Source organism: Prevotella sp. LMAG:51, assembly GCF_008680225.1.
Taxonomy (GTDB): Bacteria; Bacteroidota; Bacteroidia; order Bacteroidales; family Bacteroidaceae; genus Prevotella; species Prevotella pectinovora.
The window spans coordinates 44,679-70,314 of record NZ_NALQ01000022.1 but is presented as its reverse complement, the minus strand read 5'-3'; the positions used below and the strand labels follow the sequence as shown (position 1 = coordinate 70,314).

Annotated in this window: 13 protein-coding genes and 1 pseudogene; 5 read left to right on the top strand and 9 right to left on the bottom strand. The window is 51.1% G+C overall.

Annotation, left to right across the window (positions count from 1 at the left end):
* Positions 1-15 precede the first annotated feature (15 nt).
* From CCC32_RS07905 to CCC32_RS07890, 4 genes and pseudogenes are all read left to right on the top strand, one after another.
* A pseudogene (locus tag CCC32_RS07905) lies at positions 16-1,302 on the top strand (IS1380-like element ISBf11 family transposase).
* Positions 1,303-1,963: 661 nt separating this feature from the next.
* The gene (locus CCC32_RS07900; RefSeq protein WP_287073541.1) at positions 1,964-3,814 is read left to right on the top strand and encodes a M6 family metalloprotease domain-containing protein; all 1,851 of its coding nucleotides are present in this window, start codon (positions 1,964-1,966) and stop codon (positions 3,812-3,814) included.
* 44 nt (positions 3,815-3,858) lie between these two features.
* The gene (locus CCC32_RS07895) at positions 3,859-4,923 is read left to right on the top strand and encodes a hypothetical protein (protein WP_287073539.1); all 1,065 of its coding nucleotides are present in this window, start codon (positions 3,859-3,861) and stop codon (positions 4,921-4,923) included.
* Between the two features lie 110 nt (positions 4,924-5,033).
* Positions 5,034-7,388 carry a carboxypeptidase-like regulatory domain-containing protein gene (locus CCC32_RS07890; protein WP_287073537.1) on the top strand — a complete coding sequence of 785 codons (2,355 nt, stop codon included), beginning with the start codon at positions 5,034-5,036 and terminating at the stop codon, positions 7,386-7,388.
* Positions 7,389-7,603: 215 nt separating this feature from the next.
* On the opposite strand, the gene CCC32_RS07885 is transcribed toward CCC32_RS07890, so the two are convergent.
* From CCC32_RS07885 to CCC32_RS07850, 8 genes are all read right to left on the bottom strand, one after another.
* Positions 7,604-9,016 carry a sialate O-acetylesterase gene (locus CCC32_RS07885; protein WP_287073534.1) on the bottom strand — a complete coding sequence of 471 codons (1,413 nt, stop codon included), beginning with the start codon at positions 9,014-9,016 and terminating at the stop codon, positions 7,604-7,606.
* Positions 9,017-9,059: 43 nt separating this feature from the next.
* Complete coding sequence (locus tag CCC32_RS07880; RefSeq protein WP_287073532.1) at positions 9,060-12,227, bottom strand: glycosyl hydrolase; 3,168 nt, start codon at positions 12,225-12,227, stop codon at positions 9,060-9,062.
* Between the two features lie 100 nt (positions 12,228-12,327).
* Positions 12,328-15,144, bottom strand: coding sequence for a glycoside hydrolase family 2 protein (locus tag CCC32_RS07875; RefSeq protein ID WP_044072672.1), 2,817 nt, complete (start codon positions 15,142-15,144; stop codon positions 12,328-12,330).
* 212 nt (positions 15,145-15,356) lie between these two features.
* Entirely contained in the window at positions 15,357-16,592 is a 1,236-nt protein-coding gene (locus tag CCC32_RS07870; RefSeq protein WP_022317609.1) for an aminoacetone oxidase family FAD-binding enzyme, read from the bottom strand.
* A gap of 150 nt (positions 16,593-16,742) precedes the next feature.
* Positions 16,743-18,041: an acetyl-CoA hydrolase/transferase family protein gene (locus CCC32_RS07865; RefSeq protein ID WP_022317610.1), complete on the bottom strand. Its 1,299-nt coding sequence runs from the start codon at positions 18,039-18,041 to the stop codon at positions 16,743-16,745.
* A gap of 200 nt (positions 18,042-18,241) precedes the next feature.
* On the bottom strand, positions 18,242-19,558 hold the full coding sequence (locus CCC32_RS07860) for an aminotransferase class I/II-fold pyridoxal phosphate-dependent enzyme (RefSeq protein ID WP_287073527.1): 1,317 nt from the start codon (positions 19,556-19,558) through the stop codon (positions 18,242-18,244).
* 15 nt (positions 19,559-19,573) lie between these two features.
* On the bottom strand, positions 19,574-20,161 hold the full coding sequence (locus tag CCC32_RS07855; protein WP_044072673.1) for an indolepyruvate oxidoreductase subunit beta: 588 nt from the start codon (positions 20,159-20,161) through the stop codon (positions 19,574-19,576).
* 21 nt (positions 20,162-20,182) lie between these two features.
* Entirely contained in the window at positions 20,183-21,775 is a 1,593-nt protein-coding gene (locus CCC32_RS07850; RefSeq protein ID WP_022317613.1) for a thiamine pyrophosphate-dependent enzyme, read from the bottom strand.
* Positions 21,776-21,812: 37 nt separating this feature from the next.
* Here CCC32_RS07850 and CCC32_RS07845 point away from each other — a divergent pair, with 37 nt between their 5' ends.
* Positions 21,813-22,100 carry a hypothetical protein gene (locus CCC32_RS07845; protein ID WP_287073523.1) on the top strand — a complete coding sequence of 96 codons (288 nt, stop codon included), beginning with the start codon at positions 21,813-21,815 and terminating at the stop codon, positions 22,098-22,100.
* 380 nt (positions 22,101-22,480) lie between these two features.
* Here the strand turns inward: CCC32_RS07845 and CCC32_RS07840 are convergent, their stop codons facing one another.
* Entirely contained in the window at positions 22,481-25,573 is a 3,093-nt protein-coding gene (locus CCC32_RS07840; RefSeq protein ID WP_287073521.1) for a glycoside hydrolase family 2 TIM barrel-domain containing protein, read from the bottom strand.
* Positions 25,574-25,636 lie beyond the last annotated feature (63 nt).

Sequence of the window (25,636 nt, the reverse complement as noted above, 5' to 3'; positions counted from 1 at the left end):
TCAAACCCGACAGACATGGCAAAGGTAGCAATAAAATCTGAGAAACTCTCTCCTTTTGGAGGTATTTTTCCAATAATGGAGCAATTTGATTCCAAGCTCTCATCTGTAATCGACTCAACCCTCGGTATGAGATGCAGGCTGTATGGTTATCAATACAGCGAAATCATCCGTTCGCTTATGAGCGTTTATTTCTGAGGCGGCTCATGCATCGAGGATGTCACCACTCATCTGATGTATCACCTCTCGCTTCATCCGACACTTCGCACATGCAGTGCCGACACGATTCTCAGAGCCATAAAGGAACTGACCCAGGATAACATTTCCTACACATCCGACACTGGCAAGACCTACGACTTCAACACGGCAGACAAGCTGAATACACTGCTCCTCAATTGCCTATTGTCCACAGGGCAGCTGAAAGAGGGCGAGGGGTATGACGTTGACTTCGACCACCAGTTCATAGAGGCTGAGAAGTATGATGCGAAGCCTACATACAAGAAGTTCCTTGGTTATCGCCCTGGCGTGGCAGTTATTGGCGACTTGATTGTCGGCATTGAGAACAGCGACGGCAACACAAATGTCCGTTTCCACCAGAAGGACACGCTGAAGAGGTTCTTTGAAAGGTTTGAACAGAACAAGCTTATTATCAACCGTTTCAGAGCTGATTGCGGCTCGTGTTCTGAAGAGATAGTGGAAGAGATTGCTAAACACTGCAAGACCTTCTATATCCGTGCCAACCGATGCAGTTCGCTCTACAATGACATCTTTGCCCTCAGAGGTTGGAAGAAAGTGGAATTGGGCGGTATTGAGTTTGAGCTGGCCTCCATTCTCATCGAGAAATGGAAAGGGAAGGCATACCGTCTTGTGATTCAAAGACAGAAGCGGATAGACGGCGAACTCGACCTGTGGGAAGGAGAATACACCTACCGCTGCATCCTTACAAATGACTACGAGTCTTCCGAGAAAGAGATTGTCGAATTCTATAACCTCCGTGGAGGGAAGGAACGCATCTTCGATGACATGAATAACGGATTCGGCTGGAACAGGCTTCCAAAATCCTTCATGGGAGAAAACACGGTGTTTCTTCTGCTTACGGCACTCATACGCAACTTCTATAAATTCATCATGGCGAGGCTTGACGTGAAGAGGTTCGGACTCAAAGCAACAAGCCGCATCAAGGCGTTTGTCTTCAAGTTCATCTCTGTGCCAGCAAAATGGGTCAGGACATCAAGGCAGTATGTGCTGAATATCTATTCATGCAACAACGCTTATGCTGATGTGTTCCAGAATGACTTTGGATAACACCGGCAACTTATGGTCGTGATTTTGCGTATTGCCTCAAGTCGCATGGTGGGGTAAGGGGCATTTATATGTCTTTATGGTGACATTCGATGCACTGTGCCCCCTTTTTACTAACGATGCAGATTATTTTCGCTTCTGTATCATATTAGGCGCGTAGTTGCGGATTTGAGGTAAGAATCAGCGATATGGGCAACTTTTACTTATGTCGACCAACTTAAATTAATTCTGCCAACGGGCATTGTCTATTTTTTACTCCTCTGCTTGTCTTCTTATCTTTCCAATCCCTACATCGCAACCTTAGTAGAGACAAAATTGCCGTTGTCTGCCGTTGCATTCCAAATTCAAGAATCTGAAACAAATGGGGTAGAAAGGCAATACTTTTGGAACTTCTATCCCTATTTTCCGGTATTTTTGTCTTTGAATGAAAAAAAACTGCCAATAGATTTTGTATGTATTATAAAACGTTATAAATTTGCAGTTAATTAGTGATAAATGTGCATTAAAAGTTGGGATATGCAGACGTAATGATAGTCTGCATGTTGAATATGCAAAAAATTGTTATGTATGTAATCGTTAAAAGGTTATTTCCGCAATGCCAATAACAGTCTATTGGCGAACCTTCGACTTACAATATATATAAAAGAAAACAACATATATCTATATGAAAAGAATCCTTATTTCAGCCGTACTATCCTTATGTGCGGCAATGACATTCGCTATTCCTGCAAAGAAAAGCTGGAAGGTAGTTTCGCAGAGCGACGGCACCACAATCAAGGTGAGCCAGGCTGGCGATGAACACCTGCACTACTATATCACCGAAGACAACGTGCCCCTCTATGAAGCCGCCGACAACAGATACTGCTATCTGACCATAGAAAGCGGCAAGCTCCATAACTCTGGTGTGCTCGCACATGAGTCAGCGGCACGGTCGGCAAAGGAGCTTCAGGTGATGAATACCATCCACGACCTTGCTCCCATAGCCCGCCAGATGGCGGCAAAAAAGAGAAGCGCCGCCAAGCGGTGTGTCAGACCGGACCGCTTGCCGAGCAAAGACGACATAAGTGTGTTCAAAGGCAGCAAGAAGGCACTCGTTATCCTTGCGGCATTTTCAGACAAGTCTTTTTCGAAAGGCGACGATGCCATAGTGAAATTCTATGACGAAGTGCTCAATCAGGAGGGCTATTCGCAGAATGGAGCGGCAGGCAGCGTGCATGATTATTTCAAGGACATGAGCCGCGGAGAGTTTGATTTGACGTTCGACATCGTAGGTCCGGTGAAAGTCAGCAAGTCGGCTACATATTATGGTGGTCCGTCGCCCATCATGGGAGGCACCGACCACATCGGCGAGTTCATCACCGAGGCGATTAAGAAAGCCGACGAGAAATGCGACATCGACTGGAAGAAATACGACTGGGACGACGATGGCGAGGTGGAACAGGTGTTCGTGCTCTATGCCGGATACGGACAGGCAACGGGGGGACCTACGGGAACGATATGGCCCAACGCCTGGACTCTGGATGAGGCTCTACAGAACAGCGACGGCGACGGCGGATTCTCCATCGACGGAGTGTTTATCAACCAGTATGCATGCAGCAATGAGCTATACCTCGATTCGGGCACAGTGCCTATGGGACTCGGAGTGTTCTGCCATGAGTTCTCACACTGCATGGGACTGCCCGACATGTATGACACCAACTATGGGTCAACACCGACCATGGGCGATTGGGATCTGCTGGCTGGCGGAAGCTATAACGGACCGCAGGGCATCGGATGGTGTCCGGCAGGATGGACCAGTTATGAGCGCGCCTATGCCGGTTGGCTCGAACTGACAGAACTCAAAGCCGGCGACATTATAAAAGGCATGACGAGTCTGGAGGAGGCCGACGGCAAGGCATACGTAATCTACAACGACAACCACAAAGACGAATATTATCTCCTGGAGAACCACAAGGGCATGGGATGGGACAAGTATACACCGGAGAACGGACTCCTCATCATCCATGTGGACTACGACAAGGATCTCTTCGACAACAATATCGTAAACTCAAAAGGAGAGTTCACCCCAGCCGAGGGCTACGACAGATATTTCACCAACGACCACCCGCGTATGGCACCCTTCAGCAGGGTGAGAAGCATACAGAACGACACCTATTTCTATACCTATCCGATGGATGCTCCAAGAGGGGTGGTGGACAGTCTGACAGACACCAGCAAGCCGGCGGCGGAACTGTATAATGCACTTGCCGACGGTTCGAAGCTGATGGGCAAACCGGTATACAATATTGAGAAAGACGACGACGGTAATATCTCGTTCACCTTCATGACAAAGGAAAAGGAAACGGATGCTATACAGGATATAGCCATGGCAGAAGATACTACCGGCGACGATACCGTATACGACATCACGGGAAAGAAGGCAGGACGCATTGGCGACATCAAGAACGGCAGCCTGAAAGCAGGCATATATATAATAGGAGGAAAGCGGCTCCAGAAGAAGGTACTGCTGAAGTAAAACGCATACAAACATAAATCACTAAATAAAGGAAAGGACTGATTATGAAGAAACTTTACACAACATTATTCATGGCGGCGGCGGCAATCGCCGCTTCTGCCCAGATTACGCTACAGAAGCCGGAAACCAAGTTGGCGACAGATATCACATCTACTGCTTTCACTGCCAACTGGGGCGCCGTGAAGGATGCCGACGGATATGCGGTGTTCGTATACGACCGTAAGCCGGTGACTGCCGATGGCGAGGTGACAATTGCCGACGAAGATTTCTCCGGCATAACACGCGGAAGCTTCAATGAGCCATTGGGAGGCGAGGAGGAATTCGTAGACCTCTCGGCATACGGATATGCACTCTCGTATGGATGGGGAGCCTACGCTTTCCCTAACTTCATTCCGAGCATGGTGGCAGGACTGATTTACTCACCTTATCTCGACCTGCGCGCTGACGACGGTAAATACAAAGTCGTCATTGACGCATACTGCTCCGACGGCGATGAAATCCGTGTGGAGAGCCACGGCAAGAACGGCAGGGAGATAAAGACACAGAAGGCCGTAGTGGAAGGCGGAGCAACAGGAATTGCCGAAGTGACATTCGAGTTCGACAACGGTATAAAGGACCTCTTCTTTACCGTGATAAACAACACCGCGATGGATGGCAAACCTGACTATTTCGACCGCATTCAGGTGAAGCAGAACTTGAAGGCCGGCGACGTGGTGAATGTAATGGTTGGCGGTAACGAGGCAGTAGGCTCTGTAAACGAAGTTACCAACGACTCCGTGACATCTTGCCGCATCACATCATTGGCAAAATACACGAGCTCAAAGGTGGTATACTACGACCTGTATGCTTCGGCAGACGATTTCTCCACACCAAACGGATCAATGCCTTACACCTTTGTCGTAAGTCCGTTCACAGACCTCGTGAAGGTGGATCTCACGGCAAGGACATCTGAAATCTACAATCCGGAGACCGACGGCATTGACAAGGTAAAGACAGATGCTGCAGAAAAGGTGAAGGACGACGTGTGGTATAACCTCGCCGGACAGCGCGTGAGCAGACCTACTAACGGACTGTATATCTGCAACGGCAGAAAAGTGGTAGTCAGATAAGACGTCTGTTCTCCTCTCTTATTGTCAGAGACAGGATTCCCTACTCAATAGCGAACTACGTTTCTGATTCGATAAACAACACTCATGACAATTTTTAAAAAGGCGATGACATGAAAAAGATAAATTATATACTCACGCTCTTGCTCCTCGCAGTGGGAGTGAACTGGGCAAAGGCTGACGACCAGACGTTGGCGCTGGGAAATTATGACGACCTTACGGCATACGACTGGGATGAGAACCAGACATACCAGGGCAGCTGGTGGATGGTTGCACCGACACAGCTTCAGGTGAAACACACCGGTGCGCAGATCATATATACCAAAGAGCAGCTCGCAAGCATGAAGGGAAAGGAAATCAAGGGCATCAGCTTCAAGTATTACAACCTTGCCGCTTTCCAGGCATACCCAAGGACAATCAACGTATGGGTGAAGGAAATCGACGACAATGCCTTCGTATATAACGAGGCGAAGAAGAGCTATTGCTACTTTGAATATTCTGATGCCACCAAGGCGGCTACGGACTTCACTTTCGACACGGATTTCCTTGACGCCTACAATGAGAACGGTGATCTTGCCATCAACTTCAACACACCGTTTGCCTACAGCGGTGAGAAGAACTTGCTCGTGACCATAACCTTTGATGGCGAAGACGTGACGGATAGCTCTACCGACATCGAGTTCTATTTCAATACCGATGCTCCGAATCTGGCGATGTCGACATGCAGCGACAATACGACCTTTGCTGATTTCAACGAATCGGAAGACTGGCCTTATGCCAACGGCGGAGGTTCCACAATCTCTCATGCCCCGAAGCTGAGCCAGCCTCTCACCCGTTTCACATATCAGGAGGCAAGCAAGCCGGTGGTGAAACCTGCCGAGCTGAGCGGCAGCGTGAAGTGTGGCGAGAGTGCAATTGCCGGTGCCAAGGTGGTTCTGACCAGCGGCGAGACCTCTCTTGAGGCTACATCAGACGCTGAGGGCGCTTACACCATAAACATCCCGGCTGAGGACATCGACAAGGAATATATCCTCACGGCAACAGCAGAAGGCTACGACGACTATTCGGCAGCAGAACCGGTGAAATTCACTTCAGACGAGAAGAAATCTCTCAATATCGAGATGACGAAGAAAGACGTGCCTTCAGAACTCTCGGGCAAGGTGAAGTCTAACGACGACAACGCTCCTGTTGCCGGTGCTGTCATCACGTTGACAAGCGGCGACAACAAATACTCTACTACCTCTGACGAGAGCGGCAACTACACCATGACAGTGGTGAAGAGCGAGGAAACCTACACCCTCACCGCCAAGGCTGAAGGCTACGAAGACAAGACCATCGCAGACGTGACGTTCACACCGGGCGAACCGAAGACGCAGGACATCACGATGATAAAGATAGACAATCCGGCTACTATGCAGGGCAAGGTGACATGCAACGACGAACCTGTGGAGGGAGCTGTGGTGAGAATTGCGGCAAAGGACAACAAGTATGTTACCTACAGCGCCACGACAACCGCCGACGGTTCTTATAGCATAAGCGTGGTGAAGAGCGAGAAGACATACACACTCACGGTGACCGACGGAGAATGTGAGGATTATACAGAAGACAATATCACCTTCACTCCAGGTGAGACTACTACCAAGAACATCTCGCTGACGAAGACTCCAGAGCCGGAAAACAGTGTGACTCTCGGCAAATACAACAAGATGCTCAAAGACGGAACGGAGGAGGATGTATATGAGGGACACGGATTCTCATGGGCGGCAGCTCCAACGAACTTCACTCACCAGTATACCGGATCTGAAATCATCTACACCAAGGAGCAGCTCGCAAAGATGGCTGGCAAGGCTATCACGAAGGTAAACTTCGTCTTCCACAACGAAAGTGCTTACGACGCTTGTCCTCGTACAGTGAAGGTATGGGTGAAGGAAATCGACAGCGATGCATTCGACTATGACGACAAGGCAGGCAGATACAAATTCTATGAATATGAGGATGCCACAGTGGCAATCGCTGGATATGAATATGAAGGAGAGCTATACAACTATGCCGGAGGAAACGGAGAACTGGAACTCACCTTCGACCAGCCTCTCAACTATAGCGGCGACAAGAATCTTCTCATGGCGCTCACCTTCGAGGGAGAGAATACCTGCAATGTGCTCGACTTCAACTTCTTCTACAATCCTGACATGAAGAAGAAGGCAATGAGCTATTTCAGCGACAGATACACCTTCGGCGACTATGCAGAAACAGAAGACTGGCCATATCTCAACGACGACTGCGTCAATTCATTGGAACAGCCTGTCACCCGCTTCTTCTATACAGAGGCTGATGGTATCGTAGACATCACTACTGGCAACAAGACCACTGTAAACGCTGATGGCAAGGCATACAACCTGGCTGGTCAGAGAGTGGGCAAGAGCTATAAGGGTATCACGATACAGAACGGAAAGAAGTTTGTGAGATAACGCGGCAATAACAAATTCGTTTGTCCACAACATCCATAGGAGAAACCTGTAATGATGATTCAGACAAACGAATAATATGGTGAACAAGAACATGTTTGCCGGTATAACAAAAAAGCCAGCAGTGGATTGTATTTCCTACTGCTGGTTTTTTTTATTCTATAGTCAACTTGTCAACTCGTTACTTGTTAACTTGTTACTCGTCAACTCAAAACATCCTATTTCTTCCAGTCATCCGTTCTGAATGAACTTATTGGCAGTCCGTCGCAGAACAGGTCGCCGTCTGCCCAGTCTTTGAAAGCATAGCGGACGCTGACGGGATTTTTCACCTTGTCGCTCTTCACGTAGAGCTTGCTGCGTTCTATCCATGCCTTGGCAGGATGGAACACGCTGTCAGCACCAGCCACCTCAACGAGGTCGCTCTTCAGACCATTCTTGCCGTATATCCACATTCCGGCACGGTCGAACGATACCACGGCAGTGTCGCCCTTGAACTCCACATTCTTATAGCAGGCGCTCTCAGAAGTTATACCCTTTATTCCGTAAGTCTTGTCGAGGGCGAGCAGGGCGAGGCGCATTCCGGCAATCTGCTTCTTGCGAGGATGAATGCCATATTCCAGTCCGGCATCCATAAGCACCGCCATTCCCACGTTCTTGTTCATCTGTTCCGCCTTTGCCTGCTGTTCGCGCAGGAAAGCACTGTTATACTGCTGCCAGTTGATGAGGCTATAGTCGTAAGGCGCTATCTGACAGAAATAGAACGGGAAGTCACCCCTCTGCCATTCTTCTCTCCATCCTTGTATCATGCGGGAGAAGAGGTCGGCATAGTAGCTGGAGCGGCTCACGTTCTCTTCGCCCTGATACCATATCACACCACGCATGGCGATGCCGGCGAGAGGATGGAGCATACCGTTGTAGAGCACCGTAGCGGTGCGGTTTTTTGATTTTATCGTTTCCTGTGATTCCGGCAGTTCTATCTGTGGAAAAGCCTTCAGCCAGTCTCTTCTCATCCATGCCTCGCATGAGGAACCGCCCCATGAGGTGACGATGAGGCCTACGGGAACGTTGAGCATCCGTCTTAGTTCGCGTCCGAAATGATATGCCGTGGCACTGAAATCGCGTACTGCCATTGGCGATGCCTCCTGCCATGACCCTACAACATCCTCTTGCGGGTCGAATTTGCTCGTACGCTTCACGGTGAAGAGACGCATCTCTTTGTCGCTGCTATGGAGTATGTCCTCCACGGCATTCTCCACGGGCTGGTTCTTGAATCCCTTCATCGGCATCTCCATATTGCTTTGTCCGGAACATATCCACAGTTCGCCCATGAGTATGTCGTTGACAACAGTCTTTTCGCCATCGTTGAATGTGATGGAGTAGGGACCGCCGGCAGACGGTGTAGTGATGCTGACTTTCCATTTCCCGTCATTGTCCGTCTTTGTCGTTATTGTCTTTTTGTTCCACGATGCCGTGATCTTCACCGTGGCGTTTGCCTTGGCAGTTCCCCAGAGGTTGGCTTCCGTCTGTTGTTGCATCACCATACCGTTGGAGAATATCCTTGGCAGTGTAACCTTAGCGCTCGCTGTTGATGCGGCAGCGATGATGGCGCCTAATATTAATATCTTCTTCATGTATTTGTTTGTTTCTAATGTTCTTGTCAACTCGTCAACTCGTCTACTTGCTGATCATTATCGGAGATGTAAGTCCCGACGGTAACAGGTCCTTGCTTGCGCGGCGGTATTTGCCGTTGGTCCATATTCCTGTGAAAGGCGCCTTTCCCTCGTCGTTGCCTTGTAGGGCATTTGCCCATGTGTTCACCACGACTATTTTCAGCGAGTTCTTGCCCTTCTTCACAGCCTGCGTTATGTCTACGGTGTATGGCGGACGCCATGCTGTGCCGCACTGCTTGCCGTTGACGTATACCGTAGCGATGTCTGCCACTGTGCCGAGGTCTATCACTACGCTCTCGTCCTTGGCAGGAGAATGCTTTCGCTTGAAAGTCGTTTCATAGGCAGCATGACCGGAATAGTATCTGATGCTGTTGTCGTCGGTAAACGATGTCCAGTCTTTCAGTTCCTTCATCTCCACCACCTTTCCTGTGGTTTCGAACGTCACCTTCCATCCGTTGTTGTCTATCGGCATCATCTCGCCGACGTGTTTGGGCTGATAGAGATAATCTGTGTCAATCTCATTGTCGGTGAACACATAGAAGAGGGCGTCGTCGGCAGCGAGAGCTATCTCACTGTTGGCGTCAACCTTCATTGTCCTGTTGTGTTCGGCATCTATGATATAGCAATAGCGTCGTGTGTCGCGGAATTTCGGAATGAAGCTCTTCGCTTTGCCGCTCTGGTTGCTCAAGAAATAGATGTCAGCATCGTCGGCATGGCGGTGGGTAAAGTCTATCCCTTCTGGCAGCGATGCGTCGCGGCTGATGCCTATCGACGAGAGGTCGCTCTCGCGCCACACATCTTTGATCACGGGAACACCGAGTCGTGCTATTGAGTCTAAGGTGTTCCAGCAGTCTATGTGGCGGTCAGGGTTCATGGGGCGTGCCTGTGGCACTACGATGACACTGTATGCTGTGCCGCCTCTTGTCACCAGTTTGCCGTTTTCAATGCGGCAGCCGTCGAGGGCATCGTGATTGAATGAGTCGTAGCGGTAGCCGTTCAGCGTGTTCACCCAATGTTCGGCTTTCGTCATGTTCCTGGTGTGTGTCACTCCCACCGGACTCACCTCAAGGGGCTGTCCGATATTCGCCTTGCGTGCAGCCTCTTCCTTCAGCGTAGTCTCACTGAAGAGTCCCGGCAACGATTCTGTGAGTCGTTCCGGCAGGATGGCGCGGCGTGGCATCTCGTCGCCGGTATATATGGCGATGTCGCTCACGGGGTGGCCGTATTGCAGAAGAGCCTGTGTCTTGGATATATAACTGCTGAATGCCGGCATTTCTCTCCACCATGTATTGTCGCGCTGGAAGAAGGTGCCTATGCCGTCGAGTGTCATTCCAGGCTTCTTGTCGGTATAGGGGTTGTGGGTGTTCACATGGAACACGATGCTGTTTATGCCAATGCAATAGTTGTGGTCGAGGAGTCTCTTGAGCATTGCCGGATGTTCGTCCCATGTGCCTCTCACCTCTGTGAACCCTTCTGCCTGTATGACGTTCTTGCCGTAGATATGCGCTCCGCTCACGGCATCGAGCATGTCGTTGGGTTTGTCGTGTGTGGGACTGTTGAGCCAGAACTCGCCCATAGGATAATCGGCAAACTGATAATGGCGCAGTCCGTCGCTTACCATCGTGGGAGCCACGCACTCTGTGGAGAGCTTCACACCGTATTCGTCGGCAAGGCGTCTTACTTCAGAGAAGAACACGTCGTTGACCAGATCACCGATAGTGAGGCGGATGTCTCTCAACACCTTTTCAGACTCTTCAGATGACTTCAGCGGCACACCGGCATAGAGAAGCAGCCATGGCTTGAGGTCATAGCCGCGACGCTTTTTGAATTCATCCATGAAATTGCTGCTCCAGTTCTGTGAACCGGCTTCCCAACTGTCTACATGCAGTCTGGTAAGCACTTTCCTTGCCACGTCGATGGGAGCATGGCGGTAGATGGCGGCAAACCAGTTGTCGAACTGCTTGTCAACGGCGGCTGCCGAAAACTTGTCGCATTCCAGTCCTCTGCCCCCTCCGCCAGTGGCGTTGGTATGACCTGTTGACGTGTGGCCTATGCGTACGAGGTGCCATTTGCCTTTAGGCAGCGAGAAAGCCAGCGGTGCGTCAGTGGTTGACGGGCGCCTGAGTCTTGGTGTCAAGTCAATGACCTTCGATGGGTCTACACATTCCTTGTCGTCTACAGGGAAATACTTTGAAACCCTCCATACTGCTCCCGACTTCCCTTCGTAACCGTCGATGACAGGTTCCGAACCGAGGTTCAAACCACCGATCTTCAGGTTCGGTTTCCATTTGGCGGCATCCATATCCTCGCTGCCGGGATTGCTGCCTTCCGGAGTCCAGCAGAACTTGAAGTAGCGTGCCGTAGTAGCCGGTATTGCATAGGTGGCGAGGGCATCAGTGTTCTGCCATCCCTGTCGGGCAGGAGATATCTCTCTGACGAACTTATAGTCAGTACCGTTGTCAGAGGCATACACCTTGAATCGGTGAGCCTGGTAGTTGTTTCCACCCGTCACAATCTCCACGCTACGCAGTGTGAAAGGCTTGTCGTATTCCATCACTATGTCGCAAGGTTTAGATGACTTGAAAGGAAATTCCACCGATGCTTTAGGTTTGTTGTCGTCGCAGTATGTGGCAGGGTAGGCAAGGAGGGCAATGTCCTCGTAGTAGCCGTTGCTGATCTTCTGCGGACGAGGCATAACAAGGTTCCTTATGCCTCCACCATTGATGATGGTGTCGCTCCATACCACCCTCTGCATCGACTCCTCAGGCTTTATCCATGGTCCGCCGGCAAGGGCGAAACCATCACAGATGTGTATTCCCATCTCCAGGTTGAGGCTGTCGGCAGTGTGGAATACGGTGTCCATACGCTTCCACCATTCCGGTGAAAGCTGTTCTGAGTCGCCGCCGAGTCCTTTGCCGTCGGCAGCCGATTTTATGGGCATCAGATAGAAGCCCTTGATACTTGCCTCTTTCATCGCCTGCAGGTCGAGGCGTATACCCTCGTCGCTGACGTTGCCATACATCCAATACCAGAATGTCCAAGGCAAAGCACTGTCGGTAGGCTTTGCGAATTGTTCATACCATGTGGGTACGTAATCTGTCTGAACTGTTGTCGGAGCTGCAAGCAACGGGGCGGCAGCGGCAGATATCAATAGAGTGGCTATTCTTCTCATTTTCGTTTTGTCAGTTGATATGCGATGTCGCTTTTCCTGTCGGAATGCACTTGCAAATCATCTTGTCTGTCAATCATCTTTTTCTGTCAGAAATACTATGTTAGTCAAAATGCAGTGTCACCTCTCCTGTGTAGCTGCCGTTAGCCCATACGGGCTGTGCAGAAGGACCATTGAGGTCGGTGGTGTTCACCTTGTTGCGTACGGCAGGGATTACCTGCATCATGCTTATTCCTGTCTCCGGCAGTGTATAGAGCAGTTGGTCGCGTCCGTCGCGTGGCTGGTATACGCCGACGTAGTCTTTGTCGGTGCCTGGACAGATTGTTATCATACCCGTCTTGGTCTGCAGCTTCATCCACTGCACTCCGGCGAAATAGCCCTTGAACTCAGGATAGTCGAAGCTCTCTCCAGGCACGGGGTCGTTGTAGTCGTTTGCCCACACGCCAAGTTGCGGACCGTGTATGCGGTTTTTCCACACTCTGTAAGGACCGCATCCGAGCCACTCCTTATGCTTCACTTCTGTTTCCGGCAGGTCGAACTTCACTCCCATCAAATCTACCACCCCATTGAAGATATATGAGTAGACGAGTCGTGCTCCGCCGTCTGGCGCTATGTGCCACTCAGCTTTCTGCAGTGAACCGAGCTTATATGTAGCTGTTACGATCAGAGTGTCGTTGGCCCCTTCGGTGGCAGTGAGATTGTCAAACTTGCCCTGTTCGGCATATTCTTCGTATGTGGTCTTCTTTTTCTCTGCCTGTGGGTCGTCATGGTTGTAGAACTGGTCCATAGAGCGGTCTGCACGACGGTATGCAAAGAATTTCGGACCATTGCCGAATTTGTAGTCACCCTTCTTTGTGGTGACGCTTGCCAGACTACCGTCCTTCTCGTTGAAGGTGAAAGTCACATTGCCCGCCTTCACCACACCGCCGTTCATCTGTGGTCGGTTGCCAGTGGTGGCTGTCTTGGCGAATGGCTTGTCAGAGTCTTTCAGTTTGAATACCCATGTGAAGAGGTCCTTTCCGTATTGGTCTGTAGCTTTCACGCTCAGTGCCTCAGCTCCGTTCGGAACGGTAGGCACGGAGATTGTTCCCTTGCTGTCGGCAGGGATGTCGGCACCGTTCACGACGCCTTGTTTCAGACTGCTCGCCTTGGAACCATTGTATTTCAAGTAGCTATAATCAAATTTCACGCCTTTTAGCGAGAGGAAATTGTAACGGTTTTCCACGTTCAGTCTGCCGTCGAAGTGTTCAGGCATGCTCACCTGCACAGGGCACCATATCTGTTTCACCGTGTAGTAGCTGCCTTCCTTCTCATGGTGAGGACCAACGATGCCGTCGGCTCCATAGTTGCCTACGTTGTCAATCATTCCACCCATGTCCACTCGCTTCACGCCTTCGTCAACGAGAGCCCAGATGAAACCTCCGGCGCAGCGTGGCCATTGGCGCATCACCTCCCAGTAGTCGTAGAGTCCGGCTCCTGCTCCTCCATCGTAGAGGGCGTGCAGGAATTCTGTAGGCATCCATATCTCCGGTTTGCGCATATATTCGTTGCTCTCGCCGTAAGAGCGGTAGTGCATGGTCTCGTAGCCGCTGAAATTGCCCTGCGGATGAAGCACCGGACGCTTCTGTATGTCCCATTTATGGAAATCGCCGTCGAGTTCAGTGTTCCATCCCTTTTCGTTTCCGTTGCTCCACCATATTATTGACGGGTGGTTGACGTCGCGCGTCACCATCTCACGGATTAGTTTCTGTCCGTTGATTGTCTCGTGATGGCCATGCCATCCGCTCAGTTCGTCCATTACGTATAGACCGAGACTGTCGCAGATGTCGTAGAATTCAGGATCGGCAGGGTAGTGGGATAGGCGCACGGCGTTCATGTTCATGCTCTTAATGAGTTCCACGTCTTCGAGATTCTTCTGGTAAGACAGAGTGCGTCCCGTTTCCGGTCTGAAGCTGTGTCTGTTCACACCGCGTATGTTCACCTTCTTGCCGTTGATATAGAGACCGTCGCTTTCTCTTGTCTCTATCGTACGGAAACCGAACTTGTCCTTCTCCACGTGCAGCGTCTTGCCGTTGGCATCGATGAGAGAGAATGCCACTTGATAGCGGTTCGGTGTCTCTGCCGTCCATAGCTTGGGGTTGCTTACTTTGAAAGCCACGTCAGCATGGTCGCTGCCGTGGCGCACGTCTGTCGTGTTTTCTGCCACCTTCTTGCCGTTCATGTCGCTGATGGTAGTCTTCACCTTGGCTCCCTCTATAGTGTGGTTGAGCAGCACATAGGCATTGAATTCTCCATCTGCAGTGGCGTTGATGGCTGTGCGCTCGATATTGAGAGCCGGTTTGCACACGATGAATACAGGGCGGAAGATACCTCCGAAATTCCAGTAGTCGGCGCGGCGTTCAGAGAGATTCACTCCGGCGTTCTCGCTCTCTTTGCTCACGGTGACTTCCAACAGATTCTTCTTGTCTCCGAAGAACACGCGGTCTGTCACGTCGTATGTGATGCGGTAGAAAGCTCCCATGTGCTTGGAGCCTGCCTTGCGCTTGTTTATCATCACCTGGGTGTCGGTCATCGAAGCCTCAAACACCAGTTCTATATGATGGTTTGCCCATTCCTTTGGCAGCTTGAACTCATATTTGTACATACCTTTCTCGTCGGCGATGCCGTCGGGGAATGCCTTGCCGTAGAACTTCATGCCATACTGGAAATTGCCGAATCCCTGCAGCTCCCAACATGACGGTACACCGATTTTCGTCCATTTTCCGGAGTTGTTTCCACCTGTGCAGAAGAAGTCCCACTGCACCATATCGTCACATCCATGACCGCTCAGATATTGTCTGTGTGTCATGACGTCGTTTTGTGCCGTCGCGCCGATGGATGCCGACAGCAAAGCCAATGCTGATATAATCGTTTGTTTCATATTTCTTTTAGTTGACGAGTTGACAAGTAAACAAGTAAACAAGTTGACCGGTTGACGAGGATGCTGGTGCTCCTCATAAACCTCTCGCCGATTTGTTTTCATATATGACGCATGAAATATGAAAATGTACTATTACATACCTTTTGTTCGTAGACAATGTAGTAGTCTGTAATGTCTCTATTCACAGGGCAATGTCGTAGTATGCAAGAATATCAGTTCTTGTATTTCTTTTCTATGGCCACAGCCACGGTATGTCCCATTGTCCATGCCGCCTGTAGGTTGAAACCGCCAGTCACGGCATCCACATCGAGCACCTCGCCGGCAAAATACAGTCCGTCGTGGTCTTTGCTTTCGAGAGTGGAATGATTCACGTTCTTCAATGACACACCGCCACAAGTCACAAATTCCTCCTTGAATCTGCATTTGCCGTCCACCCTTCTGATGTCTGCCGTGAGGGTGTTTACAAGTTTGTTGAGGCCCTTGCGCTGCAGTTCGCCCCATCTGAGTTGTGGGTTCACCTGTGAACGCTCGATAAGATGCTGCCACAGACGGGCATTCAGATGTGGGGGATATGCACTTGCCAGTTGCTTTTTCGTGTTGGATGCGCTGATGGCTGAAAGTTCTTCCGTCACTTCCTCCGCTTTCCTGCCGCCACACCAGTTGATGCAGATATCCGTTTTGTATTCATGTTCATGAAGGAATCTTGCAGCATGGCTCGACAGCTTCAGTATTGCCGGACCGCTCATTCCCCAATGTGTGATGAGTAACGGACCGTCAGCTTTGAATTTAGTGCCAGGTATGCTTGTAGTGGCTTCTTCCACCACCGTTCCCATCAGTTTTGTGATGCCGTCACCTGGCAGACACATGCTGAAGAGCGATGGCACCGGATTCTCCGTAATGATGTCGAGCGGACTGAACATATTGAGCTGACTGGCTGCCGGTGTGCCTCCTATTGCCACCACCACGCAGTCTGCTGTTGCCGAACTTCTGTTTCCGCCGAACCGCAGCGAGTATTTCCCGTTCTCCTTGTCGTGGGAAATCAGTTCTACGCGGTGCCCGGTGAGGAGTCTGATGCCGAGACGGTTGATAATCTGCGTCAGCGTGTTTACAATCTCCATTGCGTCCTGAGAAACAGGAAACACGCATTCATCCTCCTGTGTGGTCAGCCTCACGCCTTCGTTCTCAAACCACTCGTATGCATCGGTATGGCTGAAGCCCTTGAGCAGTCGCTTCATCAGTCGTTCGCCTCTCGGATAAATATGGGCGAGGCTCTTCACCTGGTTGAACGAGTTTGTGAGATTACACCGTCCGCCACCCGTCACCGATACCTTGGCGAGCTGACGTTTGCCGCCCTCGTATATCGTAACGTCAGCCTCAGGTAGTCTGCGCTTGATGCCTATTGCCGCAAAGCAGCCTGCTGCACCTGCGCCTATCACTGCGATATGCATTCTTTGTCTGTATTATTTCTGTTTAAAAGTAAAAATGAAAACGGTATGCAAATCTACCACATTTTTGTGAAAGATAAGCATACCGTTCCTGTTTTTGTCATATCTGCTGTCGGCATCAGCCGTCAGCAGATAGAATATCCGATCGGATTATCATTTCTCTCTCAAGAATCTGTAACCGAAGCGCTCGCATGCAGCCCTCTCCAGATCCTCGCGCACGGCAGGATCGGCAATGGCTATCAGAGCGTGGGCACGCTGTGCGAGGTCTTTGCCCTTGAGATAAGCTCCACCGTATTCCGTCACCACGAACTGTGTCTGGAAACGAGTAGTCACCACTCCGGCACCCTCTGTGAGCACAGGCTTGATTTTTGATATTCCCTTGCCGGATGATGCGGTCATGGCGATGAACGTCTTGCCGCCTTCCGACAACGCACCGCCATACATGAAGTCATGCTGACCGCCCACGCCGGAGAAGAGACGCGTACCGATGGAGTCGGCACACACCTGACCAGTCAGGTCCACCTCAATGGCAGAATTGATAGACATCACCTTAGGGTTCTGACGGATACGGAATGGATCGTTGGTCCATGCCACATCTTTGAATACCATGTCCTCGTTGTAGTCCATGAAGTCATACAGGGCTCTTGAGCCCAGAGCGAGCGATGCCACGCTCTTGCCAGGCATTACAACCTTCTGTGAGTTGTTGATGATGCCGCTCTTTATCAGAGGCAACACACCGTCGGTCATAGCCTCGGTGTGCAGACCCAGGTTCTTGTGGTCTTTCAGAGCGTTGAGCACGGCGTTAGGAATACCGCCAACTCCAATCTGCAATGTCGCTCCGTCAGGAATCTGCTCGGCGATGAAGCGTCCTATCTTCTCCTCCTTTTCGTTAGGCACTGCTGTAGGCACCTCTACCAGCGGGTCGTCAACCTCTACGCAGGCAGCGATGTCGTTGATGTGGATAAGCGGATCGCCATAAGAGAACGGCATCTGCTTGTTCACCTGTGCGATGACAATCTTGGAACATTCCACAGCACTCACTGCAAGGTCGGCAGAAATACCATAGCTGCAGTATCCGTCCTCGTTAGGAAGCGACACGTTGAGCAGTGTCACGTCGAGAGGCAGATAACCCTCGCGGAAGAGCGCCGGCACTTCGCCGAGGAAGCAAGGTATGATCTGAGCTTCGCCGCGGTCTACAGCCTTGCGCACGCTGTTGGCAATGAAGAGGCTTCGCGGTATGAATATGTCGCGCAGCTCTGTGGTGGCGTATGGTGCGTCGCGTCTGCCAACGGCAAAGGCGGAGTACATCTCCACGCCCTTCAACTCGCTGGCGCGTGCTGTGATGGCATCGAGGAGCACCTCAGGAATAGAAGTGCTACCCTGGATATATACACGGTCGTACGACTTAATCAGTTTTGCAGCCTCGGCGGCTGATACATAGTTTGGTTTCATAAATATGTTTGGGGTTTTAGAGTTGGCAAGTTGACGTATTGACGAGATTATAAAGAATACTCTTGTCGGTTGACGAAGGAAAAGTCTTTCGTCGGTATGACGAGTTGACAAGGAGCTTTCACATTCTCAATTGGTTAAGGCAGATCTTGCATCATCCCACCTTAATATCTCCTCGTCAACTCGTCTTCTCGTTAACTTGTCTACTTGTCCAAAGGATATTTCTCGTTGAATATTCTCAGTCTCTCGTCGAGCATTGGGAAATGTTCGTCGCGCAGCATCGATGTGCAGACGCGCAGTCCCTGCTGTTCACTGCCTGTAGTGCGCAGCGAGATTGCCGATATTCCGTAGTGGATGAGTTCGGCGAGCAGGTCATCGCCGGAGAAGCCCTTTCTTCCGATGGTGAAGAAGAAGCCGTCGCTCACGTCTTGGTCGAGGTCCTTGTCATACACGATGTGGAAGCCGTTCTTCAGGAACACCTCCTTCAGCAGAGCAGCCCTGCGGGCATACTCCCTGTTTTCGGTCACGAAGTCGAGCTTTCCGTCGCATGCCGCCTCATACATCGCTGCCAGTGCGCACTGTGCCGAATGGCAAACGCCCGACGACAGTGTGTAGAGCACAGTGAATATGAAAGCGCGTCCCAGTGTGTCCATGCCGAGAGTCTTCTCCAGATGCGGATACACACGGTTGAAGAGTTTGTCGCTGATGGCTACCGTTGCCACGCGCTCGCCGGCATAGCTGAATATCTTTGATGCCGAAAGCATGAGCATGTAGTTGTCGGTATAGTGTGCCACGGTAGACTGATACGGAGCCTCAAACGGTTTGCCGATGTATTTGCGGGAGTCCATGCCCAGATAGGCAAGGTCTTCGATTACCACGGTGTCGTATTTCGTTGCCAGCTCACCGATATACTGCAGTTCCTCCTCTGTGAAGCAAACCCATGTAGGGTTGTTGGGGTTGGAATAGAGTATCGCTGCGATGTTGCCTTTTGCGAGATGACGCTCCAATTCCTCCTTCAGTTTTTTGCCACGGAAGTCATACACGTCGAACATATCCTTCTTGTAGCCCAACACGTTGGCCTGCAGTGGCTGCACTGAGAAGCCTGGGTTGATGAAGAGGATGGTGTCCTTCTTCTCGTCGAGATGGTTTGTCACGATGAACGAGGCGAACGTACCCATCATTGAACCCACTGTAGGGATGCAGCCCTCAGGGTTGATGTCCACGTTGAGGAATGCCTTGACGAATCTCGAAGCCTGTTTCTTCAATGGTGCTATACCTGAGATGTTAGGGTATTTCTGTGCCACTCCGCTGTCGAGGGCCTTCTTCTGGGCCTCGATGCCGATTTGGCTTGCCGGCAGACCCGGCGAACCCATCTCCAGATGCACGAATTCCTGACCTGTTATTTTCTCCAGTTCCTCTGAGAGAGCCACGGTCTGGCGAATGGTAGCATTGCCGACATGCGGGATGTGCATCTTCTGCAATACCTCGTTTACCGTTTCTTTACTGAAAGGAATTTCCATAAAACTTTCCTTCTTTTATTTGTTGATATGCTTGTCAGCCACTTCCAGTCCGGCTCTGAAAGCCTTCAGGTTCATCTCTACGATAGCCTCGCCCTTGCGGCCGAACACGTTGCGGATACCTTCCTCGATCTTCTCCACCTCGATGCCGAGGAATGGAGATGCAGCACCGAGCAACACGATGTTTGCAGCGCGTGGTGATGCCACTTCCTTGGCGATGGTGTCAACGTCGAGCGATACATGATGGTCTATAGCCTTGATTCTGTCGAGCAGCTCCTGCAGTTCAGGATAGTTAGGGATGTTGATGAATGGGGCGGTGTTGGTGATGATCCATCCGTCCTTCTTCAGATATGGCAGATAGCGCATAGCCTCCATCGGCTCGAGCGAGATGATGAGATCCGCCTTGCCCAGAGGAATGAGGTCTGATGATATAGGATCAGAGCTGATGCGCAGGTTTGACTGCACGTCGCCGCCTCGCTGGCTCATTCCGTGAACCTCAGCCTGCTTGATATATAGCTTCTCCTTGATAGCGGCAGCGCCTATGATGGTTGCGATAGAGAGGATTCCTTGACCTCCCACTCCCGAAAGAATTATGTCTGTATTCATAATGCTGTTCCTCCTTTGTTTTTACTTTTTCTTGTTGTGGCGGCGAGCCGTCTGAATGCACTCTCTGCGTGGGATTACCACGCTCACTCCGTTGTAGTTCAACTCCTCGCGGATAACGTTCTGCATCTCTTCCATGTGCTGTGGCAATGGAATAACGACGCGCACGTGTTCTGGCTCTACGCCGAGACCGCGGCAGATGCTCTCGAGTCTGCCTGTTCCGGCAGAGTCCTGTCCGCCGGTCATACCGGTGGTGAGGTTGTCAGAGATTACCACAAGGATGTTTGTCTTCTCGTTCACTGCGTCGAGCAGTCCTGTCATTCCAGAGTGTGTGAATGTAGAGTCGCCGATTACGGCTACTGACGGGAACTGTCCTGCGTCAGCGGCACCCTTTGCCATCGTGATGGAAGCACCCATGTCGACTACAGAATGCAGAGCCTGGTATGGTGGCAGATAGCCCAGTGTGTAGCAACCGATGTCACCGAACACACGGCTGTTGTCATACTCCTTCAGCACGTTGTTCAGAGCCTCGAACATGAAGCGGTGGCCACAACCCTGGCAGAGTGCTGGTGGACGTGGAACCACGAGCTCGCAAGCCGGGTACACCTCCTCGTCTTTCAGTCCGAGGGCAGCGATGATATTGTCTGGAGTAAGCTCTCCTGTGCGTGGCACCTCTCCAGTGAGTCTTCCCTTGATGGTGATGTCCTGATCCAGGACACCGCGCAGCATCTCCTCAACAACAGGCTGTCCGTCTTCGAGGATGAGCAGTGAGTCGCACTTCTTTGCCAGTTCCTTCACCTTGTTTACAGGCAGAGGATACTGCGACACCTTGAGCACTGGGTAAGGGCATCCGTCCTTGAAGTGCTCCATCAGGTAGTTGTAAGCGATACCGCAGGCGATGATTCCCAGCGAAGTGTCTTTGCCGTCTATGAACTTGTTATACTTGGAGTTCTCAGCCTCAGCCAGGAATTCCTTCTGCAGGCCAACAAGGCGCTCGTTGCGCTTGCGTGCCACAGCCGGCAGCAATACCCAGTCCTTAGGATTTGACGGGTATGTCATTGGGTTCTGGTCCTTGATTTCACCAGTAGCCACTACGGCGCGAGAGTGTGCCATACGGGTCACCATTCTCATCACCACCGGCACCATGTGCTTCTCCGACAGTTCGAAGGCATCCTTCATCATGCCGTAAACCTCCTGCTGTGATGATGGCTCAAACACAGGCACCATGGCGAACTTGCCATAGAATCTTGAGTCCTGCTCGTTCTGTGAAGAGTGCATAGAAGGGTCGTCGGCAGCCACTACCACGAGTCCGCCGTTTGTTCCTGTCATTGCCGAGTTAACGAAGGCGTCGGCACACACGTTCATTCCCACGTGCTTCATGCAGACCATGGCCCTTTTGCCCATATACGACATACCGAGAGCTGCCTCCATGGCTGTCTTCTCGTTTGCCGACCAACGGCAGTGGATTTTTCTTTCGGCAGCCAACTGGTTGCCCTGAATATACTCTGTGATTTCTGTGGATGGAGTTCCGGGATATGCGTAGACACCCGAAAGTCCCGCATGAATGGCACCCAAGGCTATAGCCTCATCGCCAAGTAGCAAAAGTTTTTCATCCATATTCAATAAGGTTTTTATAATATTGGTTGCAAATATAATGCTTTTTCTTGATTTAAAACAAGAAATTGGTAAAATATTATTATTGTCAGATAACCCTCAAAATATAGAGGTCCTGTCCGAAGCCCAATGGATGAAGGCCTTCGGACTTTATCTTTCCAGAAGCAATCCCTCTTTAAACCCAAATCGGTCATTAGGGCTTGCATGGATTTTGTTTTTTAGAAGAGTGGATTTTGTTTGGCTTTTAATGAGTAATAGCGGGCTATTGCGAATTAAAAACAAGCAAAAGGCGCCTTATAAAAAGCATAAGACTGCAAGCAGTTATTAAAATTATACATTAAACGGCCTAATGACCGATTTGGGTTTAATGAGTAATAGCGGGCTATTTCAGATGGATCACCCCAATAATTGTAGCGACAAGAATATATGCCTGGAATTTCCCCCACGGCGTGGGGAACAGAACCCCCCAATGTGGGGTTTCATTCCCCACGCCGTGGGGGAAAATTTTAGGCATGTTTCTTTGTGAGATTGTTCGTAAGATGTACGAACTGTTTCTTTTCCTAATGCCTGATACGGGTTACCCAAATCGGTCATTAGACCGTTTTGTGTTGTATTTTATAACAGCTTGCCGTTTTGTGTGATATTTTATAAGAAGTTTCCTTTGACTGCTGATAACTCTGTCAAGTTATTGTCAGAGACTGGCGGAAATCATTTTCTCTTGAACATCACATGCAGTGAATGCTGCTTCTGAGGAATGGAGTATTTGGTAAGCACGCCAGGTCCGCAGCTGCTGTTTCCCAGTCCCATCATTGCCGCGTCGATGTTGAGAAAGACGTTGTTTTCAGTATGCAGGTCGCAGTCGTGGGCTACGGTAGACAGCTGATGCTCCGAATAGGGCAGGGCAGAGAAGGCAAACGGAGTGGCGTTGGCTGTCGTCACGGTGTAGCCTCTGCCCTTGGCATCGGTGAGAGATAGCGTGACGGTCTGCTCATGGTTGCCGCTCGACTGTGGCCGCGGATAGTGTACGTATTCCTGGTCCACGCTGCTTGTCCATCTGCCGATGCCCGTAGCTTCGAGGCGGTCCACATAGCTGTCCTGCAATCCCTGTCCATACCATGACAAGCGGGTCATATCCTTGTCCATCAAGAACGTGTTGCCGATGCATGGCAGTGGCGGCAACTGTCCCTCAGGAGTATACGTGGCGCTGAAATCCACAGATCCGTCAGCATCCATGGTGTATACATAGTCTGTGGTTATCTTGCCATTGGCATAGCGGCATTCCTGTGTTGTGGTCACAGTAACCGTTCCGTCGGCATTGCGTTTGGCGTCGAGAGGCTTCACAGTGGCAGTCTCAGGAGAGTCAAGCCTGTTGTTCTTCCAGTCTTTGGCTATCCAGTTGCCGAATCCCTTGTCGTTGTCGAGAGGAGCGCGGAAGAAGTGGGGCTTCACGATATCAAACCACTCCATTGCCTCTTTCATGTCAGCCTCTCTGCCGGTTTTCAGCGGCATGGGACTGAAGGCTGTGGCGAGGCGGTCGTTGATGGCAAACTGCTCGTGTTTCACTTCGAAGCCTGCCTTTGCCCACTTGGTGTCGCTTTTCAGTTGGATGCTGACATTGAGCCGCACATCGGCAGCAGGGTCGAACTTGACGGAAGGTACTGTCAGATCCTTTATCTCACCTTTCTTTATCACTTTTCCGTTCTCCGTGATGTTGAATGCGATACGGTAATTGTCCATCTCCACCATATTGTCGAGCATCACGACATTCAGCCTGTTGCCCGTGAGCTGGACATCCATCGGCGCATACACCTGTTTCACCTCATTATATTTGGGAGTAAGCTTGCGGTCAGACGATACTATGCCCTTCACGCAGAAAGCCTTCAGATTGGGCACATCGCCGAAGTCACCGCCGTATGCCACCATCGTCTTTCCGTCGTCGCGTTTCTTGAATATCCCTTCGTCTGCCCATTCCCAGATGAAGCCGCCGAGCATCCGCTTGTGACTGTATATCTCGTCCCAATACTCCTTGAAGTTTCCGAGGGCATTTCCCATGGCGTGGGCATATTCGCTGGTGAGCACCGGACGGTTGTCGTTGGTCTTCCGGGCGATGCTCAGCAGACGTTCCCATCGTGCGTTCTCAGGACGCTCCATATTGTTGTCCTTCACTCCAGGGTTGAGATATTCTTCCTGCACACGAGGATAGAAGCGGCTAATCACGTCGACATACTCCGGGTCCTTGTTGTCTGCGCCCTGTGCTCCCTCGTAGTGTACGGGGCGTGTGGGGTCGTATTCATGAATCCATGCCGCTGTCATGGCAAAGTTGGGACCCCATCCCGACTCGTTGCCAAGCGACCAGAACACCACCGACGGATGATTTCTGTCTCTCATCACCATCCGCTGCGTGCGGTCGATGAATGCCGCTGCCCATGTGGGGTCAGAGGCGAGAGTGCCCCGAAGTCCGTGTTCCTCTATGTCGGTTTCGTCCATCACATACATGCCGTATTCATCGCAAAGCTCATACCACCGTTCGGTGTTGGGATAATGGCAGGTGCGCACGGCGTTGATGTTGCATTGCTTCATCAGTCTGATGTCCTCCACCATGCGTTCCTCCGTCATTACGTGTCCCGTTTCAGGGTCCATCTCATGGCGGTTCACTCCGCGCAGCCTCACCTGCTTTCCGTTCACGAGCATCATACCGTCTTTTATCTCCACCTTGCGGAATCCCACCTTCGTCTCGGCCCTCTCCACCGTATTTCCGGCAGAGTCGGTGAGGGCGAGTTTCAGCGTGTATAGATAGGGATGCTCGGCGTCCCATTTGTGTGGGTTCTTTATAGTGGTCTTCAGCCATCCGTATGGAGCGTAGCCACGCTGCGGGTTGCGCTGGTTGAGAATCTTTCCCTTCTTGTCAAGATTCAGCATCGGTTCGGCGGCATGCCACAGGGCAGTGTCGGTCACCGCTTTCCCGTCGGCATCGTAGAGCATTGCCGAGATGCGGTAGCCCTTTCCCTTCTCGTCGCCGCAGACGCTGAGTTTCGGGTCGATCACGAGTTCCGCATCCCTATAATCATCATCAATAAGCGTGCGCACTCCAAAGTCGGCTATGCGTATCTTCGGCGTGGCAAAGAGGGTTATGCTACGGTGTATTCCGGCGATGCGCCACATGTCCTGGTCTTCGAGATAGCTGCCGTCTGAATATTTCATCACCTTTATCGCTATCATGTTGTCGCCCTCTTTCAGATATGGCGTGAGGCAGAATTCTGCCGGTTCCATGCTGCCCTGAGAGTAGCCCACCTGCTGTCCGTTGACATACAGATAGAAGGCACTCGACACGGCGCCGAACCTTACGAACACCTCTTTCCCCTTCCATGATGCAGGCAGGGAGAATGTGCGGCGGTAGCAAGCCGTGGGGTTGCGTTCCGTATAGGCGGTGTAGGTCTTCTTCGGTTCCCGCATCACGTGGGGCGGGTCAATCTTGAAGGTGTATCCGGAGCTGCTGTATATGGGAGTGCCGTAGCCGTTCATCTCCCAGTCGCCAGGCACTCCGAAAGTAGTCCATCCGGTGTCGTCGAACGAGAGACTGTAGAAGTCAGCCGGCTGTTCGTCGGGTGTCTTGGTCCAGTTGAATTTCCATTCCCCGTCGAGCGACATCTGCATGTCGCCATTCCCGTTGAGATACGGCATGAAGGCGGCACGTGCCGGCATACGGTTCTTTTGCAGCACATACTGGTTCTCCCAGTCGTGTTGCTGTGCCTGGGCTGCAGTGGCAAGGGCCAGTGCGGCAGCGAGTATGATGTGTTTCATAACGTCTTGTATATAATTATATAAAAATGCATGATTATATAGGATTGACGTCCGTGAGGTCGG

Excerpts from the sequence above, each read along its gene's own strand:
- CCC32_RS07865 (WP_022317610.1), bottom strand. The coding sequence starts at position 18,041 with ATGAAACCAAACTATGTATCAGCCGCCGAGGCTGCAAAACTGATTAAG.
- CCC32_RS07875 (WP_044072672.1), bottom strand. The coding sequence starts at position 15,144 with ATGAAACAAACGATTATATCAGCATTGGCTTTGCTGTCGGCATCCATC.
- CCC32_RS07885 (WP_287073534.1), bottom strand. The coding sequence starts at position 9,016 with ATGAAGAAGATATTAATATTAGGCGCCATCATCGCTGCCGCATCAACA.
- CCC32_RS07900 (WP_287073541.1), top strand. The coding sequence starts at position 1,964 with ATGAAAAGAATCCTTATTTCAGCCGTACTATCCTTATGTGCGGCAATG.
- CCC32_RS07890 (WP_287073537.1), top strand. The coding sequence starts at position 5,034 with ATGAAAAAGATAAATTATATACTCACGCTCTTGCTCCTCGCAGTGGGA.
- CCC32_RS07850 (WP_022317613.1), bottom strand. The coding sequence starts at position 21,775 with ATGGATGAAAAACTTTTGCTACTTGGCGATGAGGCTATAGCCTTGGGT.
- CCC32_RS07880 (WP_287073532.1), bottom strand. The coding sequence starts at position 12,227 with ATGAGAAGAATAGCCACTCTATTGATATCTGCCGCTGCCGCCCCGTTG.
- CCC32_RS07845 (WP_287073523.1), top strand. The coding sequence starts at position 21,813 with ATGCTTTTTCTTGATTTAAAACAAGAAATTGGTAAAATATTATTATTG.
- CCC32_RS07895 (WP_287073539.1), top strand. The coding sequence starts at position 3,859 with ATGAAGAAACTTTACACAACATTATTCATGGCGGCGGCGGCAATCGCC.
- CCC32_RS07855 (WP_044072673.1), bottom strand. The coding sequence starts at position 20,161 with ATGAATACAGACATAATTCTTTCGGGAGTGGGAGGTCAAGGAATCCTC.
- CCC32_RS07860 (WP_287073527.1), bottom strand. The coding sequence starts at position 19,558 with ATGGAAATTCCTTTCAGTAAAGAAACGGTAAACGAGGTATTGCAGAAG.
- CCC32_RS07870 (WP_022317609.1), bottom strand. The coding sequence starts at position 16,592 with ATGCATATCGCAGTGATAGGCGCAGGTGCAGCAGGCTGCTTTGCGGCA.
- CCC32_RS07840 (WP_287073521.1), bottom strand. The coding sequence starts at position 25,573 with ATGAAACACATCATACTCGCTGCCGCACTGGCCCTTGCCACTGCAGCC.